Origin of the sequence: Streptomyces sp. NPDC050416 (assembly GCF_044458845.1) — a bacterium.
In the GTDB taxonomy this organism is placed as follows: Bacteria; Actinomycetota; Actinomycetes; order Streptomycetales; family Streptomycetaceae; genus Streptomyces.
On sequence record NZ_JBITII010000004.1, the window covers coordinates 398,582 to 423,443 of the forward strand.

Annotated in this window: 23 protein-coding genes and 1 tRNA gene; 13 read left to right on the forward strand and 11 right to left on the reverse strand. The window is 70.8% G+C overall.

From position 1 onward, the window contains the following. Entirely contained in the window at nucleotides 1-1,158 is a 1,158-nt protein-coding gene (locus tag ACIBL4_RS15090; protein WP_399410002.1) for an acetyl-CoA C-acetyltransferase, read from the forward strand. Here ACIBL4_RS15090 and ACIBL4_RS15095 read toward each other — a convergent pair. From ACIBL4_RS15095 to ACIBL4_RS15110, 4 genes are read right to left on the reverse strand one after another with little or no spacing between them, the layout of a single operon-like run. Beyond that, nucleotides 1,142-2,191 (reverse strand): NAD(P)H-dependent flavin oxidoreductase, encoded by a 1,050-nt coding sequence (locus ACIBL4_RS15095; RefSeq protein ID WP_399410004.1) that lies wholly within the window; start codon nucleotides 2,189-2,191, stop codon nucleotides 1,142-1,144. The two genes, ACIBL4_RS15090 and ACIBL4_RS15095, sit on opposite strands and share 17 nt — an antisense overlap. Beyond that, nucleotides 2,191-2,910 (reverse strand): CoA-transferase subunit beta, encoded by a 720-nt coding sequence (locus ACIBL4_RS15100; RefSeq protein WP_399410006.1) that lies wholly within the window; start codon nucleotides 2,908-2,910, stop codon nucleotides 2,191-2,193. The genes ACIBL4_RS15095 and ACIBL4_RS15100 overlap by 1 nt, the downstream gene beginning before the upstream one ends. Further along, nucleotides 2,907-3,743, reverse strand: a complete 837-nt coding sequence (locus ACIBL4_RS15105; RefSeq protein ID WP_399410008.1) for a CoA transferase subunit A — start codon at nucleotides 3,741-3,743, stop codon at nucleotides 2,907-2,909. The genes ACIBL4_RS15100 and ACIBL4_RS15105 overlap by 4 nt, the downstream gene beginning before the upstream one ends. Next, a complete protein-coding gene (locus tag ACIBL4_RS15110) occupies nucleotides 3,744-4,496 on the reverse strand; it encodes an enoyl-CoA hydratase family protein (RefSeq protein ID WP_399410010.1) in 753 nt (250 codons plus the stop codon). Nucleotides 4,497-4,551: 55 nt separating this feature from the next. On the opposite strand from ACIBL4_RS15110, the gene ACIBL4_RS15115 reads away from it, so the two are divergent. Next, nucleotides 4,552-5,340 carry an SDR family oxidoreductase gene (locus ACIBL4_RS15115; RefSeq protein ID WP_399410013.1) on the forward strand — a complete coding sequence of 263 codons (789 nt, stop codon included), beginning with the start codon at nucleotides 4,552-4,554 and terminating at the stop codon, nucleotides 5,338-5,340. Next, nucleotides 5,324-6,229, forward strand: a complete 906-nt coding sequence (locus ACIBL4_RS15120) for an SDR family oxidoreductase (RefSeq protein ID WP_399410015.1) — start codon at nucleotides 5,324-5,326, stop codon at nucleotides 6,227-6,229. The genes ACIBL4_RS15115 and ACIBL4_RS15120 overlap by 17 nt, the downstream gene beginning before the upstream one ends. A gap of 44 nt (nucleotides 6,230-6,273) precedes the next feature. On the opposite strand, the gene ACIBL4_RS15125 is transcribed toward ACIBL4_RS15120, so the two are convergent. Continuing rightward, nucleotides 6,274-7,161 carry a hypothetical protein gene (locus tag ACIBL4_RS15125; protein WP_399410017.1) on the reverse strand — a complete coding sequence of 296 codons (888 nt, stop codon included), beginning with the start codon at nucleotides 7,159-7,161 and terminating at the stop codon, nucleotides 6,274-6,276. Nucleotides 7,162-7,282: 121 nt separating this feature from the next. Here ACIBL4_RS15125 and ACIBL4_RS15130 point away from each other — a divergent pair, with 121 nt between their 5' ends. The 7 genes from ACIBL4_RS15130 (at nucleotide 7,283) to ACIBL4_RS15160 (ending at nucleotide 15,387) form a co-directional block, all read left to right on the forward strand. Beyond that, the gene (locus ACIBL4_RS15130) at nucleotides 7,283-7,741 is read left to right on the forward strand and encodes a GNAT family N-acetyltransferase (RefSeq protein ID WP_399410019.1); all 459 of its coding nucleotides are present in this window, start codon (nucleotides 7,283-7,285) and stop codon (nucleotides 7,739-7,741) included. A gap of 70 nt (nucleotides 7,742-7,811) precedes the next feature. After that, nucleotides 7,812-8,162: a chorismate mutase gene (locus ACIBL4_RS15135; protein WP_399410021.1), complete on the forward strand. Its 351-nt coding sequence runs from the start codon at nucleotides 7,812-7,814 to the stop codon at nucleotides 8,160-8,162. A 142-nt stretch (nucleotides 8,163-8,304) separates the two neighbouring features. After that, entirely contained in the window at nucleotides 8,305-8,898 is a 594-nt protein-coding gene (locus tag ACIBL4_RS15140) for a response regulator (protein ID WP_399410023.1), read from the forward strand. Nucleotides 8,899-8,965: 67 nt separating this feature from the next. After that, nucleotides 8,966-11,461, forward strand: coding sequence for an aminopeptidase N (gene pepN, locus ACIBL4_RS15145; protein ID WP_399410025.1), 2,496 nt, complete (start codon nucleotides 8,966-8,968; stop codon nucleotides 11,459-11,461). Between the two features lie 114 nt (nucleotides 11,462-11,575). Beyond that, nucleotides 11,576-12,409 carry an NAD(P)H-binding protein gene (locus tag ACIBL4_RS15150; protein ID WP_399410027.1) on the forward strand — a complete coding sequence of 278 codons (834 nt, stop codon included), beginning with the start codon at nucleotides 11,576-11,578 and terminating at the stop codon, nucleotides 12,407-12,409. Nucleotides 12,410-12,574: 165 nt separating this feature from the next. Beyond that, nucleotides 12,575-13,981, forward strand: a complete 1,407-nt coding sequence (locus ACIBL4_RS15155; protein WP_399410029.1) for a pyridoxal phosphate-dependent decarboxylase family protein — start codon at nucleotides 12,575-12,577, stop codon at nucleotides 13,979-13,981. Further along, the gene (locus tag ACIBL4_RS15160; RefSeq protein ID WP_399410031.1) at nucleotides 13,978-15,387 is read left to right on the forward strand and encodes a lysine N(6)-hydroxylase/L-ornithine N(5)-oxygenase family protein; all 1,410 of its coding nucleotides are present in this window, start codon (nucleotides 13,978-13,980) and stop codon (nucleotides 15,385-15,387) included. Before ACIBL4_RS15155 ends, ACIBL4_RS15160 begins: the two co-directional genes overlap by 4 nt. 13 nt (nucleotides 15,388-15,400) lie before the next feature. Here the strand turns inward: ACIBL4_RS15160 and ACIBL4_RS15165 are convergent, their stop codons facing one another. After that, on the reverse strand, nucleotides 15,401-17,197 hold the full coding sequence (locus ACIBL4_RS15165; RefSeq protein WP_399410033.1) for a bifunctional metallophosphatase/5'-nucleotidase: 1,797 nt from the start codon (nucleotides 17,195-17,197) through the stop codon (nucleotides 15,401-15,403). Nucleotides 17,198-17,359: 162 nt separating this feature from the next. On the opposite strand from ACIBL4_RS15165, the gene ACIBL4_RS15170 reads away from it, so the two are divergent. Further along, entirely contained in the window at nucleotides 17,360-18,079 is a 720-nt protein-coding gene (locus ACIBL4_RS15170) for an SIMPL domain-containing protein (RefSeq protein ID WP_399410035.1), read from the forward strand. A 159-nt stretch (nucleotides 18,080-18,238) separates the two neighbouring features. Then, entirely contained in the window at nucleotides 18,239-19,675 is a 1,437-nt protein-coding gene (pyk, locus tag ACIBL4_RS15175; protein ID WP_399410037.1) for a pyruvate kinase, read from the forward strand. 7 nt (nucleotides 19,676-19,682) lie between these two features. On the opposite strand, the gene ACIBL4_RS15180 is transcribed toward pyk, so the two are convergent. Together ACIBL4_RS15180 and ACIBL4_RS15185 are read right to left on the reverse strand one after the other, a co-directional pair. Beyond that, complete coding sequence (locus ACIBL4_RS15180; protein WP_399410039.1) at nucleotides 19,683-20,462, reverse strand: helix-turn-helix domain-containing protein; 780 nt, start codon at nucleotides 20,460-20,462, stop codon at nucleotides 19,683-19,685. Nucleotides 20,463-20,545: 83 nt separating this feature from the next. Continuing rightward, nucleotides 20,546-20,629: transfer RNA gene (locus ACIBL4_RS15185), tRNA-Leu, on the reverse strand. A gap of 96 nt (nucleotides 20,630-20,725) precedes the next feature. Here ACIBL4_RS15185 and ACIBL4_RS15190 point away from each other — a divergent pair. Then, on the forward strand, nucleotides 20,726-21,382 hold the full coding sequence (locus ACIBL4_RS15190) for a response regulator (protein ID WP_356923082.1): 657 nt from the start codon (nucleotides 20,726-20,728) through the stop codon (nucleotides 21,380-21,382). Between the two features lie 77 nt (nucleotides 21,383-21,459). On the opposite strand, the gene ACIBL4_RS15195 is transcribed toward ACIBL4_RS15190, so the two are convergent. Genes ACIBL4_RS15195 through ACIBL4_RS15205 form a run of 3 tightly spaced genes read right to left on the reverse strand, consistent with a single transcriptional unit; the run spans nucleotide 21,460 to nucleotide 24,862 of the window. Beyond that, nucleotides 21,460-22,176: an ABC transporter ATP-binding protein gene (locus ACIBL4_RS15195; protein ID WP_399410041.1), complete on the reverse strand. Its 717-nt coding sequence runs from the start codon at nucleotides 22,174-22,176 to the stop codon at nucleotides 21,460-21,462. Further along, the gene (locus tag ACIBL4_RS15200) at nucleotides 22,173-23,042 is read right to left on the reverse strand and encodes an ABC transporter ATP-binding protein (RefSeq protein ID WP_399410043.1); all 870 of its coding nucleotides are present in this window, start codon (nucleotides 23,040-23,042) and stop codon (nucleotides 22,173-22,175) included. The genes ACIBL4_RS15195 and ACIBL4_RS15200 overlap by 4 nt, the downstream gene beginning before the upstream one ends. Before the next feature lie 5 nt (nucleotides 23,043-23,047). Then, nucleotides 23,048-24,862: a branched-chain amino acid ABC transporter permease gene (locus ACIBL4_RS15205; protein WP_399410045.1), complete on the reverse strand. Its 1,815-nt coding sequence runs from the start codon at nucleotides 24,860-24,862 to the stop codon at nucleotides 23,048-23,050.

The window sequence follows — 24,862 nt, forward strand, 5'->3', positions numbered from 1 at the left end:
ATGGCCGAGGCCTACATCGTCGAAGCGGTCCGCACGCCCGTCGGGCAGCGCGGGGGAGGGCTGAGCGCGGTCCATCCGGCCGACCTCGGCGCGCATGCGCTGAAAGAGCTGATGACCCGCTCGGGCGTCGACCCGGCCGCCGTGGAGGACGTCGTCCTCGGCTGTCTGGACGCCGTGGGGCCGCAGGCCGGGGACATCGCGCGGACCTGCTGGCTGGCGGCCGGGCTGCCCGAGGAGGTGCCGGGCGTGACCGTCGACCGGCAGTGCGGTTCCTCGCAGCAGGCCGTGCACTTCGCGGCGCAGGCCGTGCTGTCCGGCACCCAGGACCTGGTGGTCGCCGGCGGGGTGCAGAACATGTCGATGATCCCCATCGCCTACGCCACCCGGCAGGCCGCCGAGCCGCTCGGGCTCACCCAGGGGCCGTTCGCGGGCAGCGCGGGCTGGCGGGCGCGGTACGGGGACAAGCCCGTCAACCAGTTCGCGGGCGCCGAGATGATCGTCGCGAAGTGGGGGATCAGCAGGCAGGACCAGGAGGAGTTCGCCCTGCGGTCCCACCAGCGGGCCGTGCGGGCCATCGACGAAGGCCGCTTCGACCGCGAGACCGTGCCCTACGGGGACATCACCACTGACGAGGGCCCGCGCCGGGACACCTCGCTGGAGAAGATGGCCGGGCTCAAACCGGTCATCGACGGCGGCACCATCACCGCCGCCTGCTCCTCGCAGGTCTCCGACGGGGCGGCGGCGATGCTGCTGGCCTCCGAGCGGGCCGTGCGCGACCACGGGCTCACCCCCCGCGCACGCGTGCACCACCTCTCGGTGCGCGGCGAGGACCCGATCCGCATGCTCACCGCCCCGATCTCCGCCACCGCCCACGCCCTGAAGAAGACCGGCATGACCATCGACGACATCGACCTCGTCGAGATCAACGAGGCCTTCGCCCCGGTCGTCCTGGCCTGGCTGCAGGAGACCGGCGCGGACCCGGAGAAGGTCAACGTCAACGGCGGTGCCATCGCCCTCGGCCATCCGCTCGGCGCGACCGGCGTGAAGCTGATGACGACCCTGCTGCACGAACTGGAGCGCACCGGCGGCCGGTTCGGCCTGCAGACCATGTGCGAGGGCGGCGGACAGGCCAATGTGACGATCATCGAGAGGCTGTGAGACGCCGGCGGGTGTCCTCGGCCTCCTGCATGATCCGCTCCACCAGCTCCGCGCACGAGGGCAGGTCGTCGATCACCCCGGCGACCTGCCCGGACGCCATCACCCCCAGATCCGTACGCCCGTCCACCATGGACGCCTTGAGCAGCATCGGCGTGTTCGCCGCGAGCAGGACCTGGCTCCAGGTCAGGTCCTTGCCATGCCGGAGGGCGAGGCCGTCGCGGACCATGCGACGCCAGGTGAGGCCGGTCAGCCTCCGGAAGCGGGACGCCCTGCGCGTCGCGTGGAACAGAGCCCGCACGCGGCCCGAGTGCTCCAGCGCTTCCACGAGGTCCGTGCGCAGCATGCGGTGCGGAAGCCCGTCCACCGCCCTGGTGACCGTCACATCCCGCACCGTCGCCGCCAGATACCGCGCCTTCACCGCCTCCGGCACCGTCGAGTCCGAGGTGAGCAGGAACCGCGTGCCCATGGCGACGCCCGCCGCCCCGTAGGCCAGCGCCGCGACCAGTCCCCGCCCGTCGAAGAACCCGCCCGCCGCCACGACCGGTAGGTCCACGGCATCGACGACCTGCGGCAACAGCACCGTCGTGGCCACCTCGCCGGTGTGCCCGCCGCCCTCCGCGCCCTGCACGAGCACCGCGTCCGCGCCCCACGCCGCGACCTTCTCCGCGTGCCGCCGCGCCCCCACCGTCGGCATGACGACCACACCGGCCTCCTTGAGCTCGCCGATCAGCTCCCGGGACGGGGCCAGGGCGAAGGAGGCGACCCGGACGCCCTCCTCGATCAGGATCCGCACCCGGTCCCCGGCGTCCGCCGCGTCGGCGCGCAGGTTCACCCCGAACGGCGCGTCGGTACGGGCCCGGACCTCCCGGACGGCCGCGCGCAACCGGTCGAGCGTCATCGTCGCGGAGGCCAGGATGCCCAGAGCGCCCGCGTTCGCCGTGGCGGAGACCAGACGCGGCCCCGCCACCCAGCCCATCCCGGTCTGCACAAGGGGGTGGCGGACCCCGGTCAGCCGGGTCAGCGCCGTCTCCATCACGCGGCGACCTCCCTGGTGCGCGTGCCGGCCGGGTCGACGACCTCGCGGATCAGCCGGAGCTCCTCGGCGGTCGGCTCACGGGTCGGCGGCACCTCGCCGGGGACGGACAGCTCGAAGCCCGTCGCCTCCCTGACCTGCTCCACCGTGACACCCGGGTGCAGCGAGGCCAGCCGCATCGAGCGGTCGGGGGTGGCGAAGTCGAAGACACCCAGGTCGGAGACGACCCGCGGGATGCGGTGGTGAGGGGCCCCGGCCGCATGGTCGTACCCGACTCCGCAGACCATGTCGACCCGCTCGACGAAGACCCGCCGGGAGTGCCGCGGGATCCAGTAACTGGTCGGATGGTTGAGGGTGTTGACCGGTGCGCCGCGCACCCCGAGCAGCTGCCGCCGCGGCCGCTCCCAGTCGCCGATGCACGAGATGTTCTGGTTGCCGAACCGGTCGATCTGGCTCGCGCCCATCATCACGTGCCGCCGGCCGCCCGTGACCAGGGCCAGATGCTGCCGGTACGGCAGCCAGCCCTCCGTCGTCCCGTCCGGGCGGACCAGCAGCGCCTCACCGTCGGTCAGCAGCAGATCCGGCGCGAAGGTGAGCCGGGCTAGCCGGGCACCGACGGAGGGGATCAGCCCCATGGGGCTCGCGAGCACCTCACCTGCGCCCCGCCAGGCCTCGGCGCACGCGATCACGCAGTACTCCGCGCGGGTCGCACCCGTCATGTCCCCTCCTCGACGGCCGACCGGTACGCCTGCTCGTCCCCGGTGAGGAAACGGGCCGCGAACTGAGGCCAGGGCGTCGTCGCGTACGTCTTCTGGAACGCCTCGTCCCGGCCGTAGTCGGGCGCGCACGACGTGAAGTGCGCCCCGCCCTGCGCCCCCACGACGCCTGTCACCGTGTGCCGCTTGACCAGCAGGGTCTGCGGCGGTGCCGCCTTCGTCAGCTCGGCCGTGTCGACGATCCGTTCGCAGCTGACGTACGCCGTGTCCGCCGCCTCGCAGAACAGGTCGTCGAAGTACGGGTCCGGGCCCAGGTACTGCCCGTTGCCCAGCCGGTCGGCGCGGTTCACGTGTACCAGGGCCGCGTCGAGGCGCAGGGCGGGCATCGCCACGAACGTCTCCCCGTCCTCGTACGGCGAAGTGACCGTCCGCAGGCCGGGGTTGACCCGCATCATGTCCGAGCCGAGGCCGGCCCGCACAGGCAGGAACGGCAGCCGGTGCGCCGCCGCGCGCAGGCCCCACATGAACATCGCCTCGTCGATCTCCGTCAGTGGGAAGGCGCCCCGCTCGCGGGCCGCGCGGTAATGCGGCTCCAGGGGGATCGAGTCGAGGGTGACGAAGGCCGTGACCAGCTTCCGGATCCGCCCGGCGGCGGCCAGCATGCCGACGTCCGGGCCGCCGTACGAAACGACGGTGAGATCGGTGATCTCCGACCTGAGCAGTGCTCTCACCAGGGCCATCGGCTTGCGGCGGGAGCCCCAGCCTCCGATGCCGAGGGTCATGCCGCTGGACAGGCGGGACACGGCCTCGTCGGCCGTCATCGTCTTGTCACTCACCTACGCGCCCTCCTTCCCGGAACTCCCGAAGCCGGCCCGCACTCGGTCGCCGACCCCGCTGAGCCCCGCCTCGAAGGTGAAGCCCTGCTCGAAGCGGTAGCTGCGGCGCACGTCGACCGGATCGATGCCGTTGATGGCGGCTTTGGCCAGGCGCAGCAGCTGCCCGTCCTTGGTCGCGATCTCACGGGCCAGAGTCAGTGCGGCGGCTCGCAGTTCCACGCGCGGCACGACTCGCCACACCGAGCCGTGCGCGTGCAGTTCGGCCGCGGTCGCCGTGCGCGAGGTGTAGTACAGGGCGCGCATCAGGTGCTGCGGGACCAGCCGGGCCAGATGGGTGGCCGCGCCCAGGGCGCCCCGGTCCAGCTCGGGCAGCCCGAAGACGGCGTCCTCGCTCGCCACGATCGCGTCCGCGTTGCCCACCAGCCCGATTCCGCCGCCCAGGCAGAAGCCGTGCACCGCCGCCACGACCGGCACCGCGCAGTCGTACACCGCGGCGAAGGCCTCCGCGCAGGCGTGGTTGGCGTCGATCAGCGCACTGTTCCCGTCCTTCTGGATCTCCTTGATGTCCACGCCCGCGTTGAACCCGCGCCCCTCGGCCGTCAGCACCACGCACCGCACCTCCGGGTCGCGCCCGGCCGCGCGCACCGCGTCGGCCAGGGCGAACCAGCCGGCCACCGGCAGGGCGTTCACCGGCGGGAAGTCGACCGTGACGACGGCTATGCCCTTTTCCCCGCACGAGGTGGAGACACCCATGGCCGCATCAGCTACCTTTCCACCAAACGTTTGTTAGGTGGAAAGGTAGCAGCGAATGGAGCTGGACGGGAAGGTCGCCGTCGTCACGGGCGGGACCCGGGGCGTCGGTGCCGGCATCGCGCGTGCCTTCGTACGGGCCGGCGCCGAAGTCGTGGTCTGCGCCCGCCGCCCGCCGGAAGTCCCGGTGCCCGGGACGGAGTTCAGGCCGCTGGACGTCCGGGATGCCGAGGACGTCCGGCGCCTGTGCGGCGAGCTGCCCCGGCTGGACATCCTCGTCAACAACGCCGGCGGCAGCCCTCACCGCCCGCTCACCGACGCCGACGCCGCCCGGCACGCGCGCGTGGTGGAGCTGAACCTCGTGGCTCCGCTGACCGTGTCCCTCGCCGCGTACGAGCATCTGCGGCGGGCCAGAGGCTCCATCGTCATGATCGGCAGCGTCAGCGGAGGCCGCCCCTCCCCGGGCACCGCCGCCTACGGCGCCGCCAAGGCGGGCCTGGAGAGCCTCGCCCGCTCGATGGCCGTGGAGTGGGCGCCCGACATCCGGGTCAACACCCTCGTCGTCGGCATGGTCCGCACCGAACTCTCCCACCTCCACTACGGCGACCAGGACGGCGTCGCCGCCGTCGCCCGCACCGTCCCGCTCGGCCGCCTCGCCGAGCCGTCCGACGTGGGCGCGGCGGCGGTGTTCCTGGCGTCCGACGCCGCCGCGTACATCAGCGGAGCCAGCCTGCTCGTGCACGGAGGAGGGGAACGGCCGGCGTTCCTGGACGCGGCGAACGCCGGCCGCACGCCCGCTGTCGACAAGGAGAGCCGGAAGGAGAGCCCGGATGAGCGGAATCTGTGAGGGGCGGGTCGTCGCCGTCACCGGCGCGGGCCGCGGGCTCGGCCGCGCTCACGCGCTGGCGTTCGCGGCCGAAGGGGCGCTGGTGGTCGTCAACGACCTCGGGGTGGGCCTCGACGGCACACCCGAACCCGACGGTCCCGCCGCCCGCGTCGCCGAGGAGATCCGCGCGGCGGGCGGCGAGGCGGTGCCGCACGGCGGCGACATCGCCACGACCGAGGGCGCCGCCTCCCTCGTCCGGACGGCCCTGGAGACGTACGGCCGGCTCGACACGCTCGTCAACAACGCGGGCTTCCTGCGCGACCGGATGCTGGTCAACCTCGACGAGGACGACTTCGACGCCGTCGTACGCGTCCACCTCAAGGGCCACTTCCTCACCTTGCGGCACGCCGCCGCGCACTGGCGGTCCGAGGCCAAGGCAGGCCGCCCGCCCGAGGCGCGGATCGTCAACACCAGCAGCGGCGCGGGCCTGCTGGGCTCGGTCGGCCAGGGCAACTACAGCGCCGCCAAGGCCGGGATCGTCGCCCTGACCCTGGTCGCGGCGGCCGAACTGCGCCGCTACGGCGTCCAGGTCAACGCGATCGCCCCCGCCGCCCGGACCCGTATGACGGAGCGGACCTTCCCCGACACCATGGCGGCGCCCGGCTCGGGCTTCGACACGATGGCCCCGGAGAACGTCTCGCCCCTGGTCGTCTGGCTCGGCTCGGCCGCGAGCGCCGGGGTCACGGGCCGGGTCTTCGAGACCGAGGGCGGCCGGATCACGGTGATGGAGGGCTGGCGCCCGGGCCCGGGCGTGGACAAGGGCGGGCGGTGGGCTCCGGCGGAGGCCGGGGAGGCGGCGCGGAAACTCCTGGCGGAGGCGGGCGAGCCGGGGCGCGTGTACGGGGTGTAGGAAGACCGGCGAGCGATCCTTCTCCCCCGCCCCGGCGCGCACACCTACGTGTCGCACTCCAACACACTCCGGCACAACGCACACCGCGCCCGGACGCGCCCCCGCACCGGCACCCTGATCCGCTGATGACAGGTCGGGCAGGGAAACGACACCCGCAGCCGCCCGCCCCCGTCCGGCGTGAACGAGTACCGCATGCCCGCCTGCGGCGGCCCGGCCTGCGCATGCCGCCGGTCGTGCGCGTACCGCCGTCGCCCCGCCCACCCGGCCGCGGTCAACGGCGGCTGCTGCTCATCGCGTCGGGCCAGCTCCCGCCCTTTCACGTACGCCGTATACGCCTGCGGACTGGTGAACCACACCGACGGGTCCTCCCCGAAGAGCAGCGCGCGTTTGGCCAGCACGTACCCGAACTCCTCCGGCGTGAGGTACCCCAGCTTCTGGGACGAGGCCCGGTCCTCCCGGTACGCGTCCAGCAGCAGCCAGCCCGCGCCCAGGTACGTCGTCGCCGTGTCCGTCAGGATCTCGTTGTCCCGGACGCCGGGAAAGGACAGGTCGAGGCGGTGCAGGTACACATGCATCACCTCGTGCGCCAGCGCCGCCCCGATGTCCCGCCGATGCGTGCGGAAGCGGTCGTTCAGCTCCACGAAGTACTCCGGCCCGGCCGCCAGCTCGACGTTCGCCGCGTGCCGCATCTCCCGGAAGCTCACGATCAGCCGGGCGTCCGGCAACCGGTAGTGCCGCACCAGCTCGTGCGCCACCCGCTGCGCCCCCAGATACAGGTCGTCGGTGTCGCAGAACGCCACGTCGGCGGGGAGGACACTCGTCGCGAACGTCTGGATCGTGTCGTACGACAGCCGCTTGTACAGCGCCGTGATGGCGGCCCGCACCGTCTCCAGATGCGGGTAGCCGTGCTCGACCGGCCCGTCGTTCGCCACGCGTCACCCCCAAGACGCCATGAACCCGCTTCCACTGTACGAAAGTGTGAGGGCCGCCAGGCCGCCCCGCCGCCGCGAAAACCGGTCGTCGCCGACCCGGGCCTCCGGCAGAATCCGGGCCGTGACCGGTGAACAGCACTCCGTCGCCGCCTCGCTCCAGGTGGGCGGCCAGGACGACGCACTCGAGAAGCGGCTCGACGAGGAGCTGACCGCCTTCAACACCGCCGCCGCCGATGGCGCCCCGAGCGAGCCGCTCTCCGTGCGCGTCACCGACGAGGCCGGCGACCTGATCGGCGGGCTCACCGCCTGGACCTGGGGCAGCCTGTGCTCCGTGGACCTGCTCTGGGTGCGCGCGGACCAGCGGCACGCCGGATGGGGTGGCCGGCTGATGCGCGCCGCGGAGGAAGAGGCCGTCCGGCGCGGCTGCACGGACATGGTCGTCTCCACGTACAGCTTCCAGGCGCCCGGTTTCTACCCGCGGCTCGGCTTCCGGGAACGGGCGCGCATCGAGGGCGTGCCCGGCGGACACGAGGACGTCTGCTTCCACAAGCGGCTGGGCGGCGCCTCCCCGAGCGGCTGAGCGGCACCGAGTCACCGAGTCGTGAGACGGCCCGCGGCCGCCGGGCGTGCGCCCCTTAGGCTGACCTGCCATGACCACCAGCAACACCGGTACCGGTGACGTCGACCCTGCCGTCGTTACGGAACTCGCCCGCCTGCGCGACAGCATCGACAACATCGACGCGGCCGTCGTCCACATGCTCGCCGAGCGCTTCAAGTGCACCCAGCAGGTCGGCCACCTCAAGGCCCGGCACCAGCTGCCGCCCGCCGACCCGGCCCGTGAGGCCCGCCAGATCGCCCGGCTGCGCTCGCTCGCCGAGAACGCCAAACTGGACCCGGCCTTCGCGGAGAAGTTCCTGAACTTCATCGTCGCGGAAGTCATCCGCCACCACGAGCGCATCGCGGACGAGGCGCTCAACGGATCGGCCCCCGGCCGCGACTGACCTCTCACGGCCACCCCCGGGGGAGTGACACGGCGCCCCGCGGGGGGCATGCTGCGCTGTGCACAGCATGTCAGCCGACCAGTACTGCGCGTCAGTGTCCCGGACTTACTCTGGATCCTCCACGAGGGAGGGGCGTCGGGCCATGCCGTCGGATACCAGGATCCTCATCGTCGACGATCATGAGGACACGCTGTACGCGCTGGAGAGCGCCCTGGCCCCGCTGGGCTACCGGCTCGGCCGGGCGACCAGCGGCGACGAGGCGCTCAAGGAGGTGCTGCGCGGCCAGGTCGGCCTGCTCCTGCTCGACGTGCGCATGCCCGGTGTCAGCGGACTGGAGGTGGTGCGCTACATGCGGCGTGTGGAACAGACCCAGCACATCCCGGTCATCCTGCTCACCGGCTTCGGCCCCGACCAGGAACTGACCACCGCCGCCTTCGGCCTCGGCGTCGCCGACCTGGTCATGAAACCCGTGGACCCCTGGGCCCTGCGCACCAAGGTCCGCTACCTCTACGACGCCCACCAGCACCACCTCGCCCTGGAACAGGAGGTGCGCCGGCTGCGCGCCCAGCTCCGGGAGCACACCGAGACCGCCGCACGCCCCGAGCGGCCCGCCCTGGCGCACACCGAGACCGCCGCACACCCCCAACGGCCCGCCCTGCCCCACCCCGACGTGCGCGTGCCGCCCCAGCGGCCCTCGGGGGCGCACGCCGGGGAGCTCGAAAAGGACCACACCTAGACCGGACATCGGTCGCATACCGATCCGCCTCTGTGCCATGCCGGTGCCATCAGGCAGCATGTCCTGCATGTCCGTACTGACGCGCGACGAAGCGCAGACCCGAGCAGGGCTCCTCGACGTCCACCGCTACACGATCGAACTCGACCTGACCACCGGGGACGAGACGTTCGACTCCCGCACTCTGATCAGGTTCTCCGTCCGCGCGGACGGCGACACCTTCGTCGAGATCAAGCCCGCCGAGCTGCGCTCCGTCACCCTCGACGGACAGCCCCTGGACCCGGAAACCCTCGACGGCAACCGGCTGCCCCTGAAGAACCTCACCGCCGGCGAACACGAACTGCGCGTGCACGCGCGCATGCGCTATTCCCGCACCGGCGAAGGCATGCACCGCTTCACCGACCCCACCGACGGCGAGACCTACGTCTACACCCAGCTGTTCATGGAGGACGTCCAGCGCGTCTTCGCCGCCTTCGACCAGCCCGACCTCAAGGCCGTCTTCGAGCTGTCGGTGCGGGCCCCGCAGGACTGGACCGTCCTCGCCAACGGCATCACCGAGCACACCGGTGACGGCCTCTGGCAGGCCGCCGCCACGCCGCTGATCTCCACGTACCTCGTCGCCGTCGCCGCCGGCCCCTGGCACTCCGTGCGCACCGAGCACCGCGGCCTGCCCTTCGGCCTGCACTGCCGCCGCTCACTGGCCCCCTACCTGGACACCGACGCCGACGAACTCCTCGACGTCACGCGCGCCTGCTTCGACCGCTACCACGAGAAGTTCGACGAGCCGTACCCCTTCGACTCCTACGACCAGGCCTTCGTCCCCGAGTTCAACGCGGGCGCCATGGAGAACCCCGGACTGGTCACCTTCCGCGACGAGTTCGTCTACCGCTCCGCCGTCACCGACACCGAGCGGCAGACCCGCGCCATGGTCATCGCCCACGAGATGGCCCACATGTGGTTCGGCGACCTCGTCACCCTCAAGTGGTGGGACGACATCTGGCTGAACGAGTCCTTCGCCGAGTACATGGGCTACCAGACCCTCACCGAGGCCACGCGCTTCACGGACACCTGGACCGACTTCGGCGTCGCCCGCAAGTCCTGGGGCTACGACGCCGACCAGCGCCCCTCCACCCACCCCGTCGCCCCCGAGGCCGTCGACGACACCGCCTCCGCGCTGCTCAACTTCGACGGCATCTCCTACGCCAAGGGCGCCAGCGCACTGCGGCAGCTGGTCACCTGGCTCGGCGAGAAGGACTTCCTGGCCGGCATCAACACCCACTTCGCCCGCCACAAGTTCGGCAACGCCACCCTCGCCGACTTCATCGACTCCCTCGCCGGCGCCACCGAACGCGACGTCCACGCCTGGGCCGACGCCTGGCTGCGCACCACCGGCGTCGACACCCTCACCCCGAGCATCACCCCCGGCGAGAACGGCACCTGCGCCCTCACCGTCGACCGCACCGGCAGCCGCCCGCACCGCATCGCCGCCGGCCTGTACGACCGGGACCTCGGCGACGACGGCAGGCAGCTCGTCCTGCGCGAACGCCTCCACCTGGACCTCCCGCAGACCGACGCCCACCCCATCGGCAAGCGCCCCGCGCTGCTCGTCCTCAACGACGGCGACCTCAGCTACGCCAAGGTCCGCTTCGACCCCGAGTCCTTCGAGACCATCCGCAAGGACCTGGCCGGCCTGCCGGAACCGCTCACCCGCGCGGTCGTCTGGAACGCCCTGCGCGACGCCGTCCGCGACGGCGAACTGGCGCCCGCCGCCTACCTGGAGACCGCCCGCGCCCACCTCCCGCTGGAGACCGACCTCGCGATCGTCCAGGGCGTGCTCGCCTTCGCGTCCACGTACATCACCGACCGCTACGTCATGCCCGAGGAGCGGCCCGCCGCGCTCGCCATGCTCTCCGAGCTGTGCCGCGACCTCATCCGCCGCACCGAGGACGGCGACAACCCCGGCCTGCGCCTGATCGCCGTACGCCACCGCATCGACGTCACCGCCCACCCGGACACCATCGCCGCCTGGCTCGCCGACGGCACCGTGCCCGGCGGCCCGGAGCTCGACCCCGAGCTGCGCTGGCGCGTCCTGGGCCGGCTCGCCGTCCTCGGCGCCACCGACGAGGCCGTCATCGCCGCAGAACTGGAACGCGACCCGAGCGCCACCGGCCTGGAAGGCGCCACCCGCTGCCGGGCCGCCCTGCCCGACCCGGACGCCAAGGCCCGCGCCTGGGAGTCCATGTTCGGCTCCGACGACCTGTCCAACTACCTGTTCACCGCCACCGCCCAGGGCTTCTGGCAGCCCGAACAGGCCGACCTGGTCCGCGTGTACGTGCCGCGCTACTACACCGACGCGGTCGCCCTCGCCGACCGCCGCGGCCCCGCCATCGCAGAAGCCGCCGGCCGCTGGGCCTTCCCCGCCGACGCCGTCGACCCCGAGAACCTCCGCCTCGGCGAGGAGTGCCTGCGTCAGGCCGAGCCGATCCCGGCGCTGCGCCGCAAGCTCGTCGACCAACTCGACGACCTGGCACGGGCGTTGCGGGTCCGCCAGGGCAATGAGGCCTAGGACGACAGACGTAGGGCACGGGCGGGCCGGCTGGTCCCTTTCGACGATGCGGCGGGCCGGCCGCCCTTCATACCCTCGGGCGGACTAGCACGATCAAGCCCCGAGGAGCCCTTCATGATCGCAGTGACCGGTCCCACCGGAAACGTCGGCCGCGCCCTGGTCGAACGCCTCGTCGCCGCCGGACACCCCGTGCGGGCGCTCACTCGCGACCCAGAGCGTGCCCGCCTGCCCGCGGGCGCCGAGGCGATACGGCTCAGCCTCGACGAGCCGGCCGCCCAGTTCGAGGGCGCGACCAAACTGTTCCTGTACGTCCAGGCGGGCGGCGACCGCACCCCCGACCTCCTGGCCGCCGCCCGTGCCGCCGGAGTGCGTCACGTGGTCCTGCTGTCCTCCGGGATCATCGGCTCGGGCGCCGACGAGAACCACCCCATCCACGTCATGCACGCCACCGCCGAGCAGCAGATCCGCGACAGCGACCTGGCGTGGACCTTCCTGCGCCCCAACGCGTTCGCCGCCAACGCCTTCCAGTGGGCCCAGCAGATCCGCACCGGCGACACCGTCCGGGGCGTCTTCGCCGACGGACGGACCGCCCCCATCCACGAGGACGACATCGCCGCCGCCGCCGAACGCGCCCTCCTCGACGACGGCCACGAGGGCGCGGCCCACCGCCTCACCGGGCCCGAGGCGATCACCAACGCCGAGCAGGTCGCGGCGATCGGCCGGGCCCTCGGCCGCGAGCTGCGCTTCACCGAGATCCCGCCCGACGAGGCAGGCCCCGAACTGTTCCCGCACGTCCCGCCGCACATGCTGCGCGCCCTGATGGACAGCTTCGCCGCGACGGTCGGCACACCGCCGGAAATCACCGGCACGGTAGGGGAGATCACCGGCCGGCCGGCCCGTCCCTTCGCGGACTGGGCCGAGGACCACGTGGACGACTTCAAGGGCTGAGAGGGACCGCAACCCTCCACAGGCTTTCCCGTAGGGAGGTACCTCTCGTCCGGCTTTCCCGTAGGGAGGTACCTCCGTCCGGTTTTCCCGTACGGAGGTACCTCCATCCGGGTCCGGTCGTTGGGCTTTCCGGGCGCGTCGCCCCCGCCCCACGGAGGAACGCCCATGAGCACGCCACCCCTCGCCTCAGGCCCCGAAGGCCCGCGCGCCCTGCGGCCGTTGCTCGACACCGTGCTCCAAGCCCTGGACGAGGGCACCCGGGCACGCGGCGGACCGCTGCCGGCGGGCGGGCCGGAGGCGGTCGCGGCACGGATGCGGGAGGCGGTGGGGGAGGTGCTCCCCGACCACGGCGAACCGCACGCCCCGCGCACCCTGGTCCACGCGTTCGCCGAAGGCGCCGCCGACCCGGCCCACCCCCTGTGCGCCGCCCACCTCCACTGCCCGCCCCTGGCCATCGCCACAGCGGCCGACCTCGCCGCCTCCGCCCTCAACCCCTCCCTCGACTCCTGGGACCAGGCCCCGGCGGCATCGGAACTGGAACTGCTGGTCGCGGGGGCACTGGCCAGGGAGATCTACGGGCCCGGTCAAGACCCGGGCGCGGCCCCCGACTCCCTGATCACCACCGGCGGCACCGAGTCCAACCAGCTCGCCCTCCTCCTCGCACGGGAGGCGTACGGCGGCTCCGTGCGGCTCGTGTGCGGGACGAACGCCCATCACTCACTGGCCCGGGCCGCCTGGCTGCTCGGACTGCCCGACCCCGTCGTCCTGCCCGCCCCGGCCGGCACGCTCTACCCCGCCGCACTCGACGAAGCCCTCTCCCGCCTGCCCGGCCCCCTGCTCGTCGCCGCCACCGCCGGCACCACCGACGCCGGACTCATCGACCCCCTGCCCGAGATCGCCGCCCACTGCGCGGCCCACGGCGCCCGGCTGCACATCGACGCCGCCTACGGCGGAGGCCTCCTCTTCAGCGACCGCCACCGCGGCAAGCTCACCGGCCTCGAGGCCGCCGACACCGTCACCCTCGACCTGCACAAACTCGGCTGGCAGCCGGTCGCCGCCGGCCTCCTGGCCGTCAAGGACCCCCGCGACCTCACCGCGCTGCGGCACCGCGCCGACTACCTCAACGCCGCCGACGACACCGAAGCCGGCCTGCCGGACCTGCTCGGCCGGTCCCTGCGCACCACCCGCCGCCCCGACGTCCTCAAACTCGCCGTCACCCTCAAGACCCTCGGCCGCAGCGGCCTCGCCACACTCGTCGACCAGGTCTGCGCCCGGGCCCGTGAGTTCGCCGCCCTCGTCGACGAGCACCCCGGCTTCGAACTGCACGCCCGGCCCGCCATCAGCACCGTCCTGTTCCGGCCCGCCGGCGCCACCGACGACACCGTGGCCGTCGTACGCCGCGCGCTCCTCACCGACGGCCGCGCCGTCCTCGGCCGGGCCCGCCTCGACGGCCGGCTCTGGCTCAAGGCCACCCTCCTCAACCCCGCCACCGGGCCCGCCGACCTGGCCGCGCTGCTGCACCTCGTGGCAGCACGGCAAGCGACACTCGTGGAAGGACACACCCCCCGATGAACCCACAGACCCTCGGCCCCGACGCCCCCCGCGACCTGGTCGGCATCGGCATCGGCCCGTTCAACCTGTCCCTCGCCGCGCTCGCCCACCCGCTCGGCGAACTCGACACCGCCTTCTACGAACAGCGCCCCGCCTTCGGCTGGCACTCCGGCCTGCTCATCGAGGGCGCGACCATCCAGGTGCCGTTCCTCGCCGACCTGGTGAGCCTCGCCGACCCCACCAGCCCCTGGACCTTCCTCAACTACCTCAGGTCCCGCGAGCGGCTGTTCCCCTTCTACTTCGCCGAGCGCTTCCACATCCAGCGCGCCGAGTACGACGCCTACTGCCGCTGGGTCTGCGACAACCTCCCGGGCCTGCACTTCGGCCACCAGGTCGACGCCGTCCGCTGGAACCCCGAACGCGACGTCTTCGAGGTCGACTTCACCCAGCTCGACACCGACGGAGAAGCCGAAGCCCTCGGCCGCACCTACACGCACAACGTCGTCCTCGGCATCGGCACCGAACCCTACGTCCCCGACCCCCTCAAGCCCCTCGTCGAGGCCCCCGGCGTGCCCGTCGTGCACGCCGCCGACTACCTCGACCACCGCGCCGCCCTCCTCGCCGCCGATCATGTCACCGTCGTGGGCATCGGACAGACCGGCGCCGAGATCTTCCTCGACCTGCTGCGGGGCAGGCCCGCCGGACGCGAGAAGCTCCACTGGCTGGGCCGCACCGAGGCCTTCGCGCCCATGGAGTACTCCAAGCTCGGCCTGGAGCACTTCACCCCCGACCACACCCGCTACTTCCACGCCCTGCCCGAACCCGCCCGCGACCGGCTCGTCGCCGGGCAGTGGCAGCTGCACCAGGGCATCGACGCCGCCACCATGGCCGCCATCCACGACGAGCTGTACCGCCGCAGCCTGCACGGCGGCTGGCCCGACGCCGTCCTCACCCCCGGCGTCCGCGTCCGCACCGCCGGCCGCGTCGCGACGACCAAGGTCGAACTGCACCTGGAACACGGCCGGCAGGACAGCCGCTCCCGCCTCACCACCGACGCCGTCGTCCTCGCCACCGGCTACCGCGAACGCCCCCTCGACCGCATCCTCGCCGGCCTCGACCCCTACATGCGCCGCGACAGCCGGGAGCGGCCACGCATCGACGAGGAGTACCGCCTCGTCCTCGACCCGTCCGTCACCGGCACGGTGTACGTCCAGAACGCCGAGACCCACACACACGGCGTCGGCACCCCGGACCTTGGCCTCGCCGCCTGGCGCAGCGCGATCATCCTCAACTCCCTGACGGGCAAGGAGGCCTACGCCCTTCCGCGCCGCACCGCCTTCACCACCTTCGGCCTCACACAGCGGCAGCAGGTCCCGCCGCCCCGAGAGGCACCGGCACTGACGCCGCTCGTCGACGACCGAAGGTGACGAAGCACCCGGCTCAGAACACGGGCGTGCCGTTCCGCGTCAGCTTCCAGTCCACCGCCGCGAAGGCGGCCGGATCGATGGACCCCTTCGCCTTCACCCAGGCGATCATGGTGTTGCGGATCTCCTCCGAGTTCGACCACAGCACCGGGGCGGCGGCGACATGCGGGAAGTTGCCGCCGCCGTTGGCCCGGTAGTTGTTCACCGCGAACACGAACGTCGCGTCGTCCGCGAGCGGCTGCCCCTCGAACCGCACGTCCGTCACCCGCGAACCGGCCGGCTTCGCGATGTCGATCTCGTACGACAGACCGCTCACCACGTCATAGTTGTAGTCCGGCGTGCCGTTCGCGTTCGTCAGCTTCGCCGGATCCACCGGGGCGTCCGGCGCCGTCCGCACGAAATAGTTCGCCGAGAACTCCAGATACGCCTTCATCTGCGCCCCCGTCATCAGACGCGCCTCCAGCGTGTTCTCGAAGACGTACAGACCCGCCACGTCCCGGATCGTCACCTCGCCCGCCGGGATCCGGGCGGACCGCGAGAAACACGCCGCCTGCGACAGCACCGGCAGCGCGGCATGCTCCGTACCCGCCAGCGCCTGCTTCACCGTGTCCGCCTGGATGTGGTTGATCAGATCGATGATCGGCACGTCCTTGTACGGCGCCTCGGCCGACGTCATCTCCGCCGCGTTCGTGCCGATGACCTGGTTGACGTACGCCACGACCTTCTCGTGCTCGTCCGCCAGCAGCCGGACGATCTTCGGGTCCTCCTCCACAGTGTTGGAGTTGAGGACCTTCGCGCCCACCTTCTCGACCGTCCAGCGGCCCTTGGCCCACACCAGCTCGAAGTCGAAGAGCGTCAGCCGCTGACCCCACTTCAGCGGCTCCGACAGCACGACCCGCTTGCCGGTCTCCTTGTTGGTGACGAAGTACTCGGGGATCTCCGTGTGCGCGTGCCCGACCAGGATCGCGTCGATGCCCGGCACCTGCTCGGCCACCAGCCCGGCCGCGTTCTCGATGTACGGCAGCTGGTCACCGTAGGACGACGTCCCCGACGAACCGCTGTGCGCCGACACGATGACGACGTCCGCGCCCATCGACCGCAGCTTCGGCACCCACTTCGCCGCCTGCTCCTCCAGACCCGGGAACGTCATCTTCCCCTGCACGTTCGCCTTGTCCCAGATCGCGATGCCCGGGTTCGTCAGACCCAGCACCGCCACCTTCACGTCCCGCCCGCACGGCGTGCGCAGCCGGTGCATGCTGTACGGCGCGAATGCCGGCCGCAGCGTCTTCGCGTCCAGCGCGTTCGCGCCCAGCAGCGGGAAACGGCACTGCTGCTCGAACTTCCGCAGCACCGGGATGCCGTAGTTGAACTCGTGGTTGCCGAGCGCCGCCGCGTCGTAGCCCATGGCGTTCATGGCCTGCGCCATCGGGTGCACCGGGCCGCCCTCGGCCGTGATCGGGTCGACCTTCGCGTAGTAGTACGACAGCTGCGTGCCCTGGATGGTGTCGCCCGCGTCGATCAGCAGCGTGTTGCGGCGGCCCTTCTCCTCACGGATCTGGTTGACGAGGGTGGAGACCTTCGCGAGGCCGACGTCGTTGTGGTCCTTGTCGTCGAACTCCTTGTCCGTGAAGTAGTCCCAGTTGAAGACGTTGCCGTGCAGGTCCGTCGTCCCCAGCACGGTGAACGCGTACCGCTTGGTGCCGCGCTCCGCCTCGGCCGCCTGCGCACCCGGCGCCCCGACCGCACCGGCCAGCGCCACCCCCGCCCCGGTCACGGCGGACTTCTCCAGGAACTTCCGGCGGTTCAACGGCATGTCTGGCTCCTTGCGGAATCTGTGAACGACGCGCGTAGATAACGCGCGTAGATTCTGACCCGGACATGACCGAGCGCAACAGTCCCCCCAGGTTGCGATCTGATGACTCGTCCCACCGGCTCCACACCTTTTGGCCAGGCAAGACATGACAGAGTGGGGCGTATGACCGCGCCCACTTCAGACCCCTCCCAGCCCGCCGTCCCCTACGGCACACCCGACGCCCCCCGCATCGCCGTCCGCGGCGAAGCCCGCCTCGAAGTCGACCCCGAGATCGCCCGCATAGGCATCACCGTCGCCGCCCGCGGCCGCGACCGCCGCTCCGCCCTCGACGACCTCACCCGCCGCAACGCCGGCGTCCTCGACCTCGTCAAGTCCTACGGCGACGCCGTCGAACGCCTGGAGACCGGCGCCTTCTCCATCACCCCCGAACTCACCAAACACGGCCGCGGCGAACGCGTCCGCACCTACCACGGCACCGTCCACGTCACCACCGAACTCACCGACTTCACCGCCCTCGGCGAACTCACCACCCGCCTCGCCGACCTCGAACTCACCCGCGTCGACGGACCCTGGTGGGCCCTGCGCCCCGACTCACCCGCCCACCGCGAAGCCCGCAAAAAGGCCGTACGCGAAGCCGTCCAGCGCGCCCGCGAATACGCCGAAGCACTCGGCACCACCCTCGCCGCCCTCGTCGAACTCGCCGACATCGGCGCCGAGAACGCACCCCCGGCCTACCCCCAGGCCCCCGGCCGCGCACGCTCCGCCGCCTACGGCGCCGCCGCCGAGAACGCCCCGGCCGCCCCCCTCGACCTCGAACCCCAGCGCCAGCGCGTCCACGCACAGATCAACGCCCGCTTCACCATGGTGCCGCCGCAGCTCTAGCCGGCCCCTTTTCCGAAAACCCGACCGAATTCCCCCGGGGTGCTCATCGGAGCACCCCGCCGCACAATTCAACACTTGTCAATAACGTTTCATGCAAAGTCTGTTGAGCGGACACTCACGACCAATTCTCTACCGGCCGGTAACTCATAGGCTCGGACCATGCGCCGAGCCAAAATCGTCTGCACACTGGGACCCGCCACCGACTCGTACGACCAGATCAAAGCCCTGGTCGACGCCGGAATGGACGTAGCCCGCCTCAACCTCAGCCACGGCGGACACGCCGAACACGAGGAGCGCTACCACCGGGTACGAAAAGCCGCCGACGAGACCGGCCGCAGCGTCGGAGTCCTCGCCGACCTTCAAGGCCCGAAAATCCGCCTCGGCCGCTTCACCGAAGGCCCCGTACTCCTCGAACGCGGCGACACCTTCACCATCACCGTCGAAGAAGGCATCGAAGGCGACCGCACCACCTGCGGCACCACCTACGCCGGCCTCGCCGACGACGTCACCACCGGCGAACGCATCCTCGTCGACGACGGCAAGGTCTGCCTGGAAGTCACCGAGATCGACGGCCCCCGCGTCCGCACCACGGTCGTCGAAGGCGGCGTCATCTCCGACAACAAGGGCCTCAACCTCCCCGGCGTCGCCGTCTCCGTCCCCGCCCTCTCCAAGAAGGACGAGGACGACCTCCGCTGGGCCCTGCACACCGGCGCCGACGTCATCGCCCTCTCCTTCGTCCGCACCGGCCGCGACATCCAGGACGTCCACCGCATCATGGACGAAGAAGGCCGCCGGCTCCCCGTCATCGCCAAGGTAGAAAAACCCCAGGCGGTGGAGAACATCGACGACATCGTCGCGGCGTTCGACGGCATCATGGTCGCCCGCGGAGACCTCGGCGTCGAAATGCCACTGGAACAAGTCCCCATCGTCCAAAAACGCGCGATCAAACTGGCGAAACGCAACGCCAAACCGGTCATCGTCGCCACGCAAATGCTCGACTCCATGATCGACAACGCCCGGCCGACCCGAGCCGAAGCCTCCGACGTCGCCAACGCGGTCATCGACGGAACGGACGCCGTCATGCTCTCCGGCGAAACCAGCGTCGGCAGGCACCCCATCGAAACGGTCAGGACCATGGCCCGCATCGTCGAAGCCGCGGAGGAAGACATCCTCGCCAAGGGCCTCCCGCCCCTGACCGAACGCAACAAACCCCGCACCCAAGGCGGCGCGGTAGCCCGAGCAGCGGCCGAAATGGGCGACTTCCTGGGCGCCCGCTTCCTGGTCGCCTTCACCCAATCCGGCGACACCGCCCGCCGCCTCTCCCGCTACCGCTCCCCGATCCCCCTCCTCGCCTTCACACCCGACCAGGCCACGCGCTCCCAGCTCAGCCTCACCTGGGGTGTGGAAACCTTCCTCGGTCCGGAGGTCGGTTCGACAGACGCGATGGTCGACCAAGTCGACGAACTGCTGCTCCGCTACGGCCGCTGCGCCAAGGGCGACACGGTCGTCATCACGGCCGGCTCCCCGCCCGGCGTCTCGGGCTCGACGAACATGGTCCGAGTCCACCACATCGGCGAGGACGACAGCCCGAAGTAGGGCGCCGTCAGTACTTGGGGCCGACATGGGCGTCCATGAGGGCTACGGAGGCTTTGCGGGCGATGGAGATGTTGTAGGGGTTGCCGTTGCGGGTGCAGTGGGTCCACTCGATGCCGAGTGTGTCGAGGGTGTCGGTGTAGAGCCGTCGGATGTCCTCGGAGACGTTGGTGAAGAAGTACCGGGGGTATTCGTAGCGCTTGCGCTCGCCGGCGACCGTCCTGGTCGTCCAGTTGGTGACGCGGCAGCCGTCGGAGTGGATGAGGCCCCGGATGAATTCCCAAGGGTGAGCCTCGACGATTTCCTGCTGCCAGGGTTCGAGGGCGATCCGACGCTCATGCTTCTTGCCGGGGCCGTGCTGAGGGAACATGCAGGTCCAGTGCTTCGTGTAGGACTTCACCTCGACACAGCCGGGCTTGTAGCGCTGCTTGACGCTGGGCAATGGCATCACCTTGCGCATGGCGTCTTCGGCAGCAGAGATCAGGCCGGTCTGCATGGCGTTGCAGAAGACGGACAGGTGGTGCTGCTTGCGCTTCGAGATGATGTGGCCGTCGCCGAGGTAGAGCCCGAGCAGGTAGGCGTATGCGACCTGGTCGAAGGCGCGGCCTGTGCACCGGGGGCAGTCGGTCGGTTGCTCGTAGGTCTCGCCGCGCGCTCTACGGTCTTCGCTACGCCACCAGCCGACTGTGCCTCGCGGAACATTCAGGCGCTCCGCGACTGTGCGGTTCGGCACGCCCTGGCGCATCAGTGCGACGGCTTCAGCTCGAATCGAAGGGCTGTGCTGCTCCATGGGGTAACTTTGCGCCGCTGGTCGTGACTGTGTGCAGCAAAAAGCGGAGAACCACGCGAACGTGATCCTCCGCTTACTTGCAGTGCCGGGTGCGGGACTCGAACCCGCACGTCCTCTCGGACAGATGTGTTTGAGACATCAGCGTCTGCCTGTTCCGCCAACCCGGCGACAGCACTGATCGGAGTGTACCCGGTGACCCGTACCGGCTTCAGCTAGGTACGCTCTTGGGAGCAGTACCGGCCTGCCCCTACCAAGGAGCCCACGTGAGCGCCCCCGAGTCGCCCCAGCCTGTTGACGTGCCTGAAGACGACAAGTCGCACGTGCCTCCGATGACGACGCGGGTCGTCATCGCCGAGGACGAGGCCCTGATCCGGCTCGATCTCAAAGAGATGCTGGAGGAGGAGGGGTACACCGTCGTCGGTGAGGCCGGGGACGGGGAGCAGGCCGTGGAGCTGGCCCGTGAGCACCGGCCCGATCTGGTGATCCTGGATGTGAAGATGCCGAAGCTGGACGGTATCTCCGCGGCCGAGAAGATCGCCGAGGAGAGCATCGCGCCGGTGCTGATGCTGACGGCGTTCTCGCAGCGCGATCTGGTGGAGCGGGCTCGGGACGCCGGTGCGATGGCGTATCTCGTGAAGCCGTTCAGCAAGACCGACGTCGTGCCGGCGATCGAGATGGCCGTCTCGCGCTTCACGGAGTTGAAGGAGCTGGAGAAGGAGGTCGCGGACCTCACGCTGCGGCTGGAGACGCGCAAGCTGGTGGACCGGGCGAAGTCGATCCTCCAGACGGAGTACGGGCTGAGTGAGCCTGCCGCGTTCCGGTGGATTCAGAAGACGTCGATGGACCGGCGGATGTCGATGCAGCAGGTCGCGGAGGCGGTCATCCAGGACGCCGAGGAGAAGAAGGCCAACAAGGGCTGATCGAGCAGAGCTGAGCAGAGCGAGAGGCCCGCCCCCCTGCGACAGGGGAGCGGGCCTCTTGGTGTGCGGGCCGGGTCTCAGTCCTCGCCGAGGTAGGCCTTGCGTACCGACTCGTCGTGCAGCAGGTCCTGCCCCGTCCCGGAGAGGACGACGTTGCCGACCTCCATGACGTGGCCCTGGTCGGCGAGGGAGAGCGCGGCCTGGGCGTTCTGTTCGACGAGCAGGATGGTCGTGCCCTGGGACTTCAGCTCGGAGATCGTCGCCATGATCTTCTGCATCATGATCGGGGAGAGGCCCATGGAGGGCTCGTCGAGCATGAGGAGCTTGGGCCGGGACATGAGGGCGCGGCCCATGGCGAGCATCTGCTGCTCACCACCCGACAAGGTCCCCGCCGCCTGCTTGCGGCGTTCGCCCAGGATGGGGAAGAGGTCGTAGGCGCGCTGGATGTCCTTTTCGATGCCGTCCTTGTCCTTGCGGAGGAAGGCGCCGAGCTGGAGGTTCTCCGCGATGGTGAGGCGGGGGAAGATGTGCCGGCCTTCGGGGGAGTGGGCGAGGCCGAGGGCGACGATCTTGTGGGCGGGGACTCCGCTGAGCGGCTTGCCGTCGAAGATGATCTTACCGGACGTCGGCTTCAGCAGGCCGGACAGCGTGCGCAGCGTGGTCGTCTTGCCGGCGCCGTTGGTGCCGATGAGGGTGACGACCTGGCCGGCGTCGACGCTGAAGGAGATGCCTTTGACGGCTTCGATCTTGCCGTAGGAGACCCGGAGGTCTTCGACCTCGAGGAGTGCGGTCACTTGGCTTCTCCCTTGGTGCTGCTGGTGGTGCTGGGTGCGTCGGCTCCGGCTGCGGCTTCGGCTGCTTCGACCTCCGCGGCTTCGGCCTCTCCGGGGTCGCCTTCGAAGGGTTCGCCGAGGTAGGCGGCGATGACGCGTTCGTCGGCCTGGACGACGTCGGAGGTGCCTTCGACGAGCTTTTCGCCCTGGACGAGGACGGCGACGCGGTCGGAGAGGTTGAAGACGAAGCGCATGTCGTGCTCGATGAGGAGGACGGCGATGCCCTTGTCGCGGATGGCGAAGACGAGTTCCTCGGTGGCCCGGGTCTCCTGGGGGTTCATGCCGGCGGTGGGCTCGTCGAGGAGCAGCAGGCCGGGTTCGGAGGCCATGGCGCGTGCGATCTCGAGCTTGCGCTGTTCGCCGTAGGGGAGGTTGCGGGCGAGGTGGTCGCGTTTGTGGGCGAGGCCGATGAACTCGAGGAGTTCCATGGCGCGTTCCTCGCTTTCGCGTTCGGCTTTCTTGAAGCCGGGGCCGCGCAGGAGGGCGGACCAGAGGCCTTCCTTGGTCCGGGTGTGGCGGCCGACGAGGACGTTTTCCAGGACCGTCATGTTGGCGAACAGGCGGATGTTCTGGAAGGTCCGGGCGATGCCGGCCTGGGTGACCAGGTGGGGTTTGGGGGGCAGGACGGTGCCCTTGTAGGAGACGGTGCCCTCGGTGGGGACGTAGAGGCCGGTCAGGCAGTTGAAGAAGGTGGTCTTGCCGGCGCCGTTGGGGCCGATGAGGCCGACGATCTCGCCGGCGTTGACCGTGAAGTCGACGGAGCGGACGGCGGTGAGGCCGCCGAAGCGCATGGTGACGTCGCGGGCTTCGAGTACAGGTGTGGTCATGGTGGTTACGCCCCCGCCTTGGTGACGGCCGGTTCGTCGGTCAGCGTGGTCTGTTTGGGTACGTCGAGTTGGCCGGTCTCGTGGAACTCGAGCTGGCGCCGGCGGTTGGCGATGATGCCTTCGGGGCGGAAGCGCATCAGCAGGATAAGCGCGATGCCGAAGGCCAGGAGCGACTTGTCCTGGAGGAAGACCAGCTTCTCGGGGAGCAGGTAGAGCAGGGCCGCGCCGAGGAGCGGGCCTGCGACCGTGCCCATGCCGCCGAGGACGACCGCGGCCAGGAGGAACGCGGAGTTGGGCGGGGTGGAGCCGGCGAACTGGTACGGCGTGGGGACCACGCTGTAGGTGACGTGGGCGCTGACGGTGCCGGCGAGGCCGGCGAGGGCGGCGCCGAGGGCGAAGGCGACGAGCTTGACGCGGAAGCCGTTGATGCCCATGGCGGTGGCGGCGGTCTCGTCCTCGCGGATGGCGATCCAGGAGCGGCCGATGCGGGAGTCGGCGGCGCGGGTGTAGACGAGGACGACGATGGCCATGATGAGGACCATCAGCAGGTAGTAGTTGGCGAACCGGCCGAGGGTGAATCCGCCGATGTCGTGGGCCTGGCCGAAGTTGAAGCCGAGGAGGTTCAGGTCGGGGATGTTGGCGATGCCGTTGGGGCCGTTGGTGACGTCGGGTCCGGAGTCGCCGTCCATGTTGTTGACGGCGATGCGGAAGATCTCTCCGAAGCCGAGGGTGACGATGGCGAGGTAGTCGCCGCGCAGCCGCAGGGTCGGGGCGCCGATGAGGACGCCGAAGACGAGGGAGGCTGCGGCGCCTGCCAGGGCGGAGGCCCAGAAGGGCAGGTGGACGCCGGAGATGGTGGAGAACTCGGAGCCGGAGACGAGGGCGGCGGTGTAGGCGCCGACGCCGAGGAAGGCGACGTATCCGAGGTCGAGGAGTCCGGCGAGGCCGACGACGATGTTGAGGCCGAGGGCGACGGTCCCGAAGATCAGGATGTTGACGCCGATGTTGGCGTAGTGGTCGTCGGTCTGGGTGAAGGGGAAGGCGATGGCCGCGGCGAAGCCCATGGCGAGGGTGAAGCTGCGGTTGCCGGCGATCAGTTGGGAGAAGCGGTCGAGCAGGCCGGCGGTGTGCAGTGCCCACATGGCGAAGGTGACGACGAAGAGGTAGCCGACGAAGAGTTCGCCGTACTCGGTGTCGATGCCGTAGGTGAAGACGCCGAGGCCGATGATGGTGACGGCGGTGATGACGGCCCGCTGGACCCAGCCGTTGCCGAGGTTGGCGGGGGGGATGCGGTCGGGTTTGGCGATGTAGGCCTTGAGGGCTGCCTTGGTGCCGTCGGTGCTTTTCTCCTGGGGGAGGGCGAAGGCGCCGAGGAGGGGCAGGAGGGAGGCGATGGCCGCGATCCAGCCGCCGGGTTCGAGGTTGACGATGCCACCGAGTTCGGCGCTGATGGCGATGACGGTGAACCAGGTGACGGCGAAGCCGCCGAGGGCGGTGAGGACGAGGGGTGCGTTGTTGCGGGCGGGCAGCAGCCAGCCGAGGCCGCGGACGCCATAGCCGGCGAGGGCGAACAGGGCGGTGAGGACGCCGGCGGTGAAGGTCAGCCACTGCAGGCCGCCGGGGTAGCCGTTGATGGTGAGGTCGCCGGGGAATTCGGCGGTCCAGGTCCAGGCGAGGAACGCGGAGGCGGCGGTGGCGATGCCGCCGGCGAGCAGCAGGGCGCGGGCGGCCGCGGCGGGCAGGGGTATGAGACCGCGCAGGGCGGGCGTCGGGGTGGGGGCGGCGTCCGGCGCTGGGGTCTTCTTGGTCGTCTCGGTCAT

Coding starts and splice junctions, on each gene's coding strand:
- ACIBL4_RS15090 (WP_399410002.1), top strand. CDS start 1: ATGGCCGAGGCCTACATCGTCGAAGCGGTCCGCACGCCCGTCGGGCAG.
- ACIBL4_RS15095 (WP_399410004.1), bottom strand. CDS start 2,191: ATGGAGACGGCGCTGACCCGGCTGACCGGGGTCCGCCACCCCCTTGTG.
- ACIBL4_RS15100 (WP_399410006.1), bottom strand. CDS start 2,910: ATGACGGGTGCGACCCGCGCGGAGTACTGCGTGATCGCGTGCGCCGAG.
- ACIBL4_RS15110 (WP_399410010.1), bottom strand. CDS start 4,496: ATGGGTGTCTCCACCTCGTGCGGGGAAAAGGGCATAGCCGTCGTCACG.
- ACIBL4_RS15115 (WP_399410013.1), top strand. CDS start 4,552: ATGGAGCTGGACGGGAAGGTCGCCGTCGTCACGGGCGGGACCCGGGGC.
- ACIBL4_RS15120 (WP_399410015.1), top strand. CDS start 5,324: ATGAGCGGAATCTGTGAGGGGCGGGTCGTCGCCGTCACCGGCGCGGGC.
- ACIBL4_RS15135 (WP_399410021.1), top strand. CDS start 7,812: ATGACCACCAGCAACACCGGTACCGGTGACGTCGACCCTGCCGTCGTT.
- ACIBL4_RS15140 (WP_399410023.1), top strand. CDS start 8,305: ATGCCGTCGGATACCAGGATCCTCATCGTCGACGATCATGAGGACACG.
- pepN (WP_399410025.1), top strand. CDS start 8,966: ATGTCCGTACTGACGCGCGACGAAGCGCAGACCCGAGCAGGGCTCCTC.
- ACIBL4_RS15150 (WP_399410027.1), top strand. CDS start 11,576: ATGATCGCAGTGACCGGTCCCACCGGAAACGTCGGCCGCGCCCTGGTC.
- ACIBL4_RS15155 (WP_399410029.1), top strand. CDS start 12,575: ATGAGCACGCCACCCCTCGCCTCAGGCCCCGAAGGCCCGCGCGCCCTG.
- ACIBL4_RS15160 (WP_399410031.1), top strand. CDS start 13,978: ATGAACCCACAGACCCTCGGCCCCGACGCCCCCCGCGACCTGGTCGGC.
- ACIBL4_RS15165 (WP_399410033.1), bottom strand. CDS start 17,197: ATGCCGTTGAACCGCCGGAAGTTCCTGGAGAAGTCCGCCGTGACCGGG.
- ACIBL4_RS15170 (WP_399410035.1), top strand. CDS start 17,360: ATGACCGCGCCCACTTCAGACCCCTCCCAGCCCGCCGTCCCCTACGGC.
- pyk (WP_399410037.1), top strand. CDS start 18,239: ATGCGCCGAGCCAAAATCGTCTGCACACTGGGACCCGCCACCGACTCG.
- ACIBL4_RS15180 (WP_399410039.1), bottom strand. CDS start 20,462: ATGGAGCAGCACAGCCCTTCGATTCGAGCTGAAGCCGTCGCACTGATG.
- ACIBL4_RS15200 (WP_399410043.1), bottom strand. CDS start 23,042: ATGACCACACCTGTACTCGAAGCCCGCGACGTCACCATGCGCTTCGGC.
- ACIBL4_RS15205 (WP_399410045.1), bottom strand. CDS start 24,862: ATGACCGAGACGACCAAGAAGACCCCAGCGCCGGACGCCGCCCCCACC.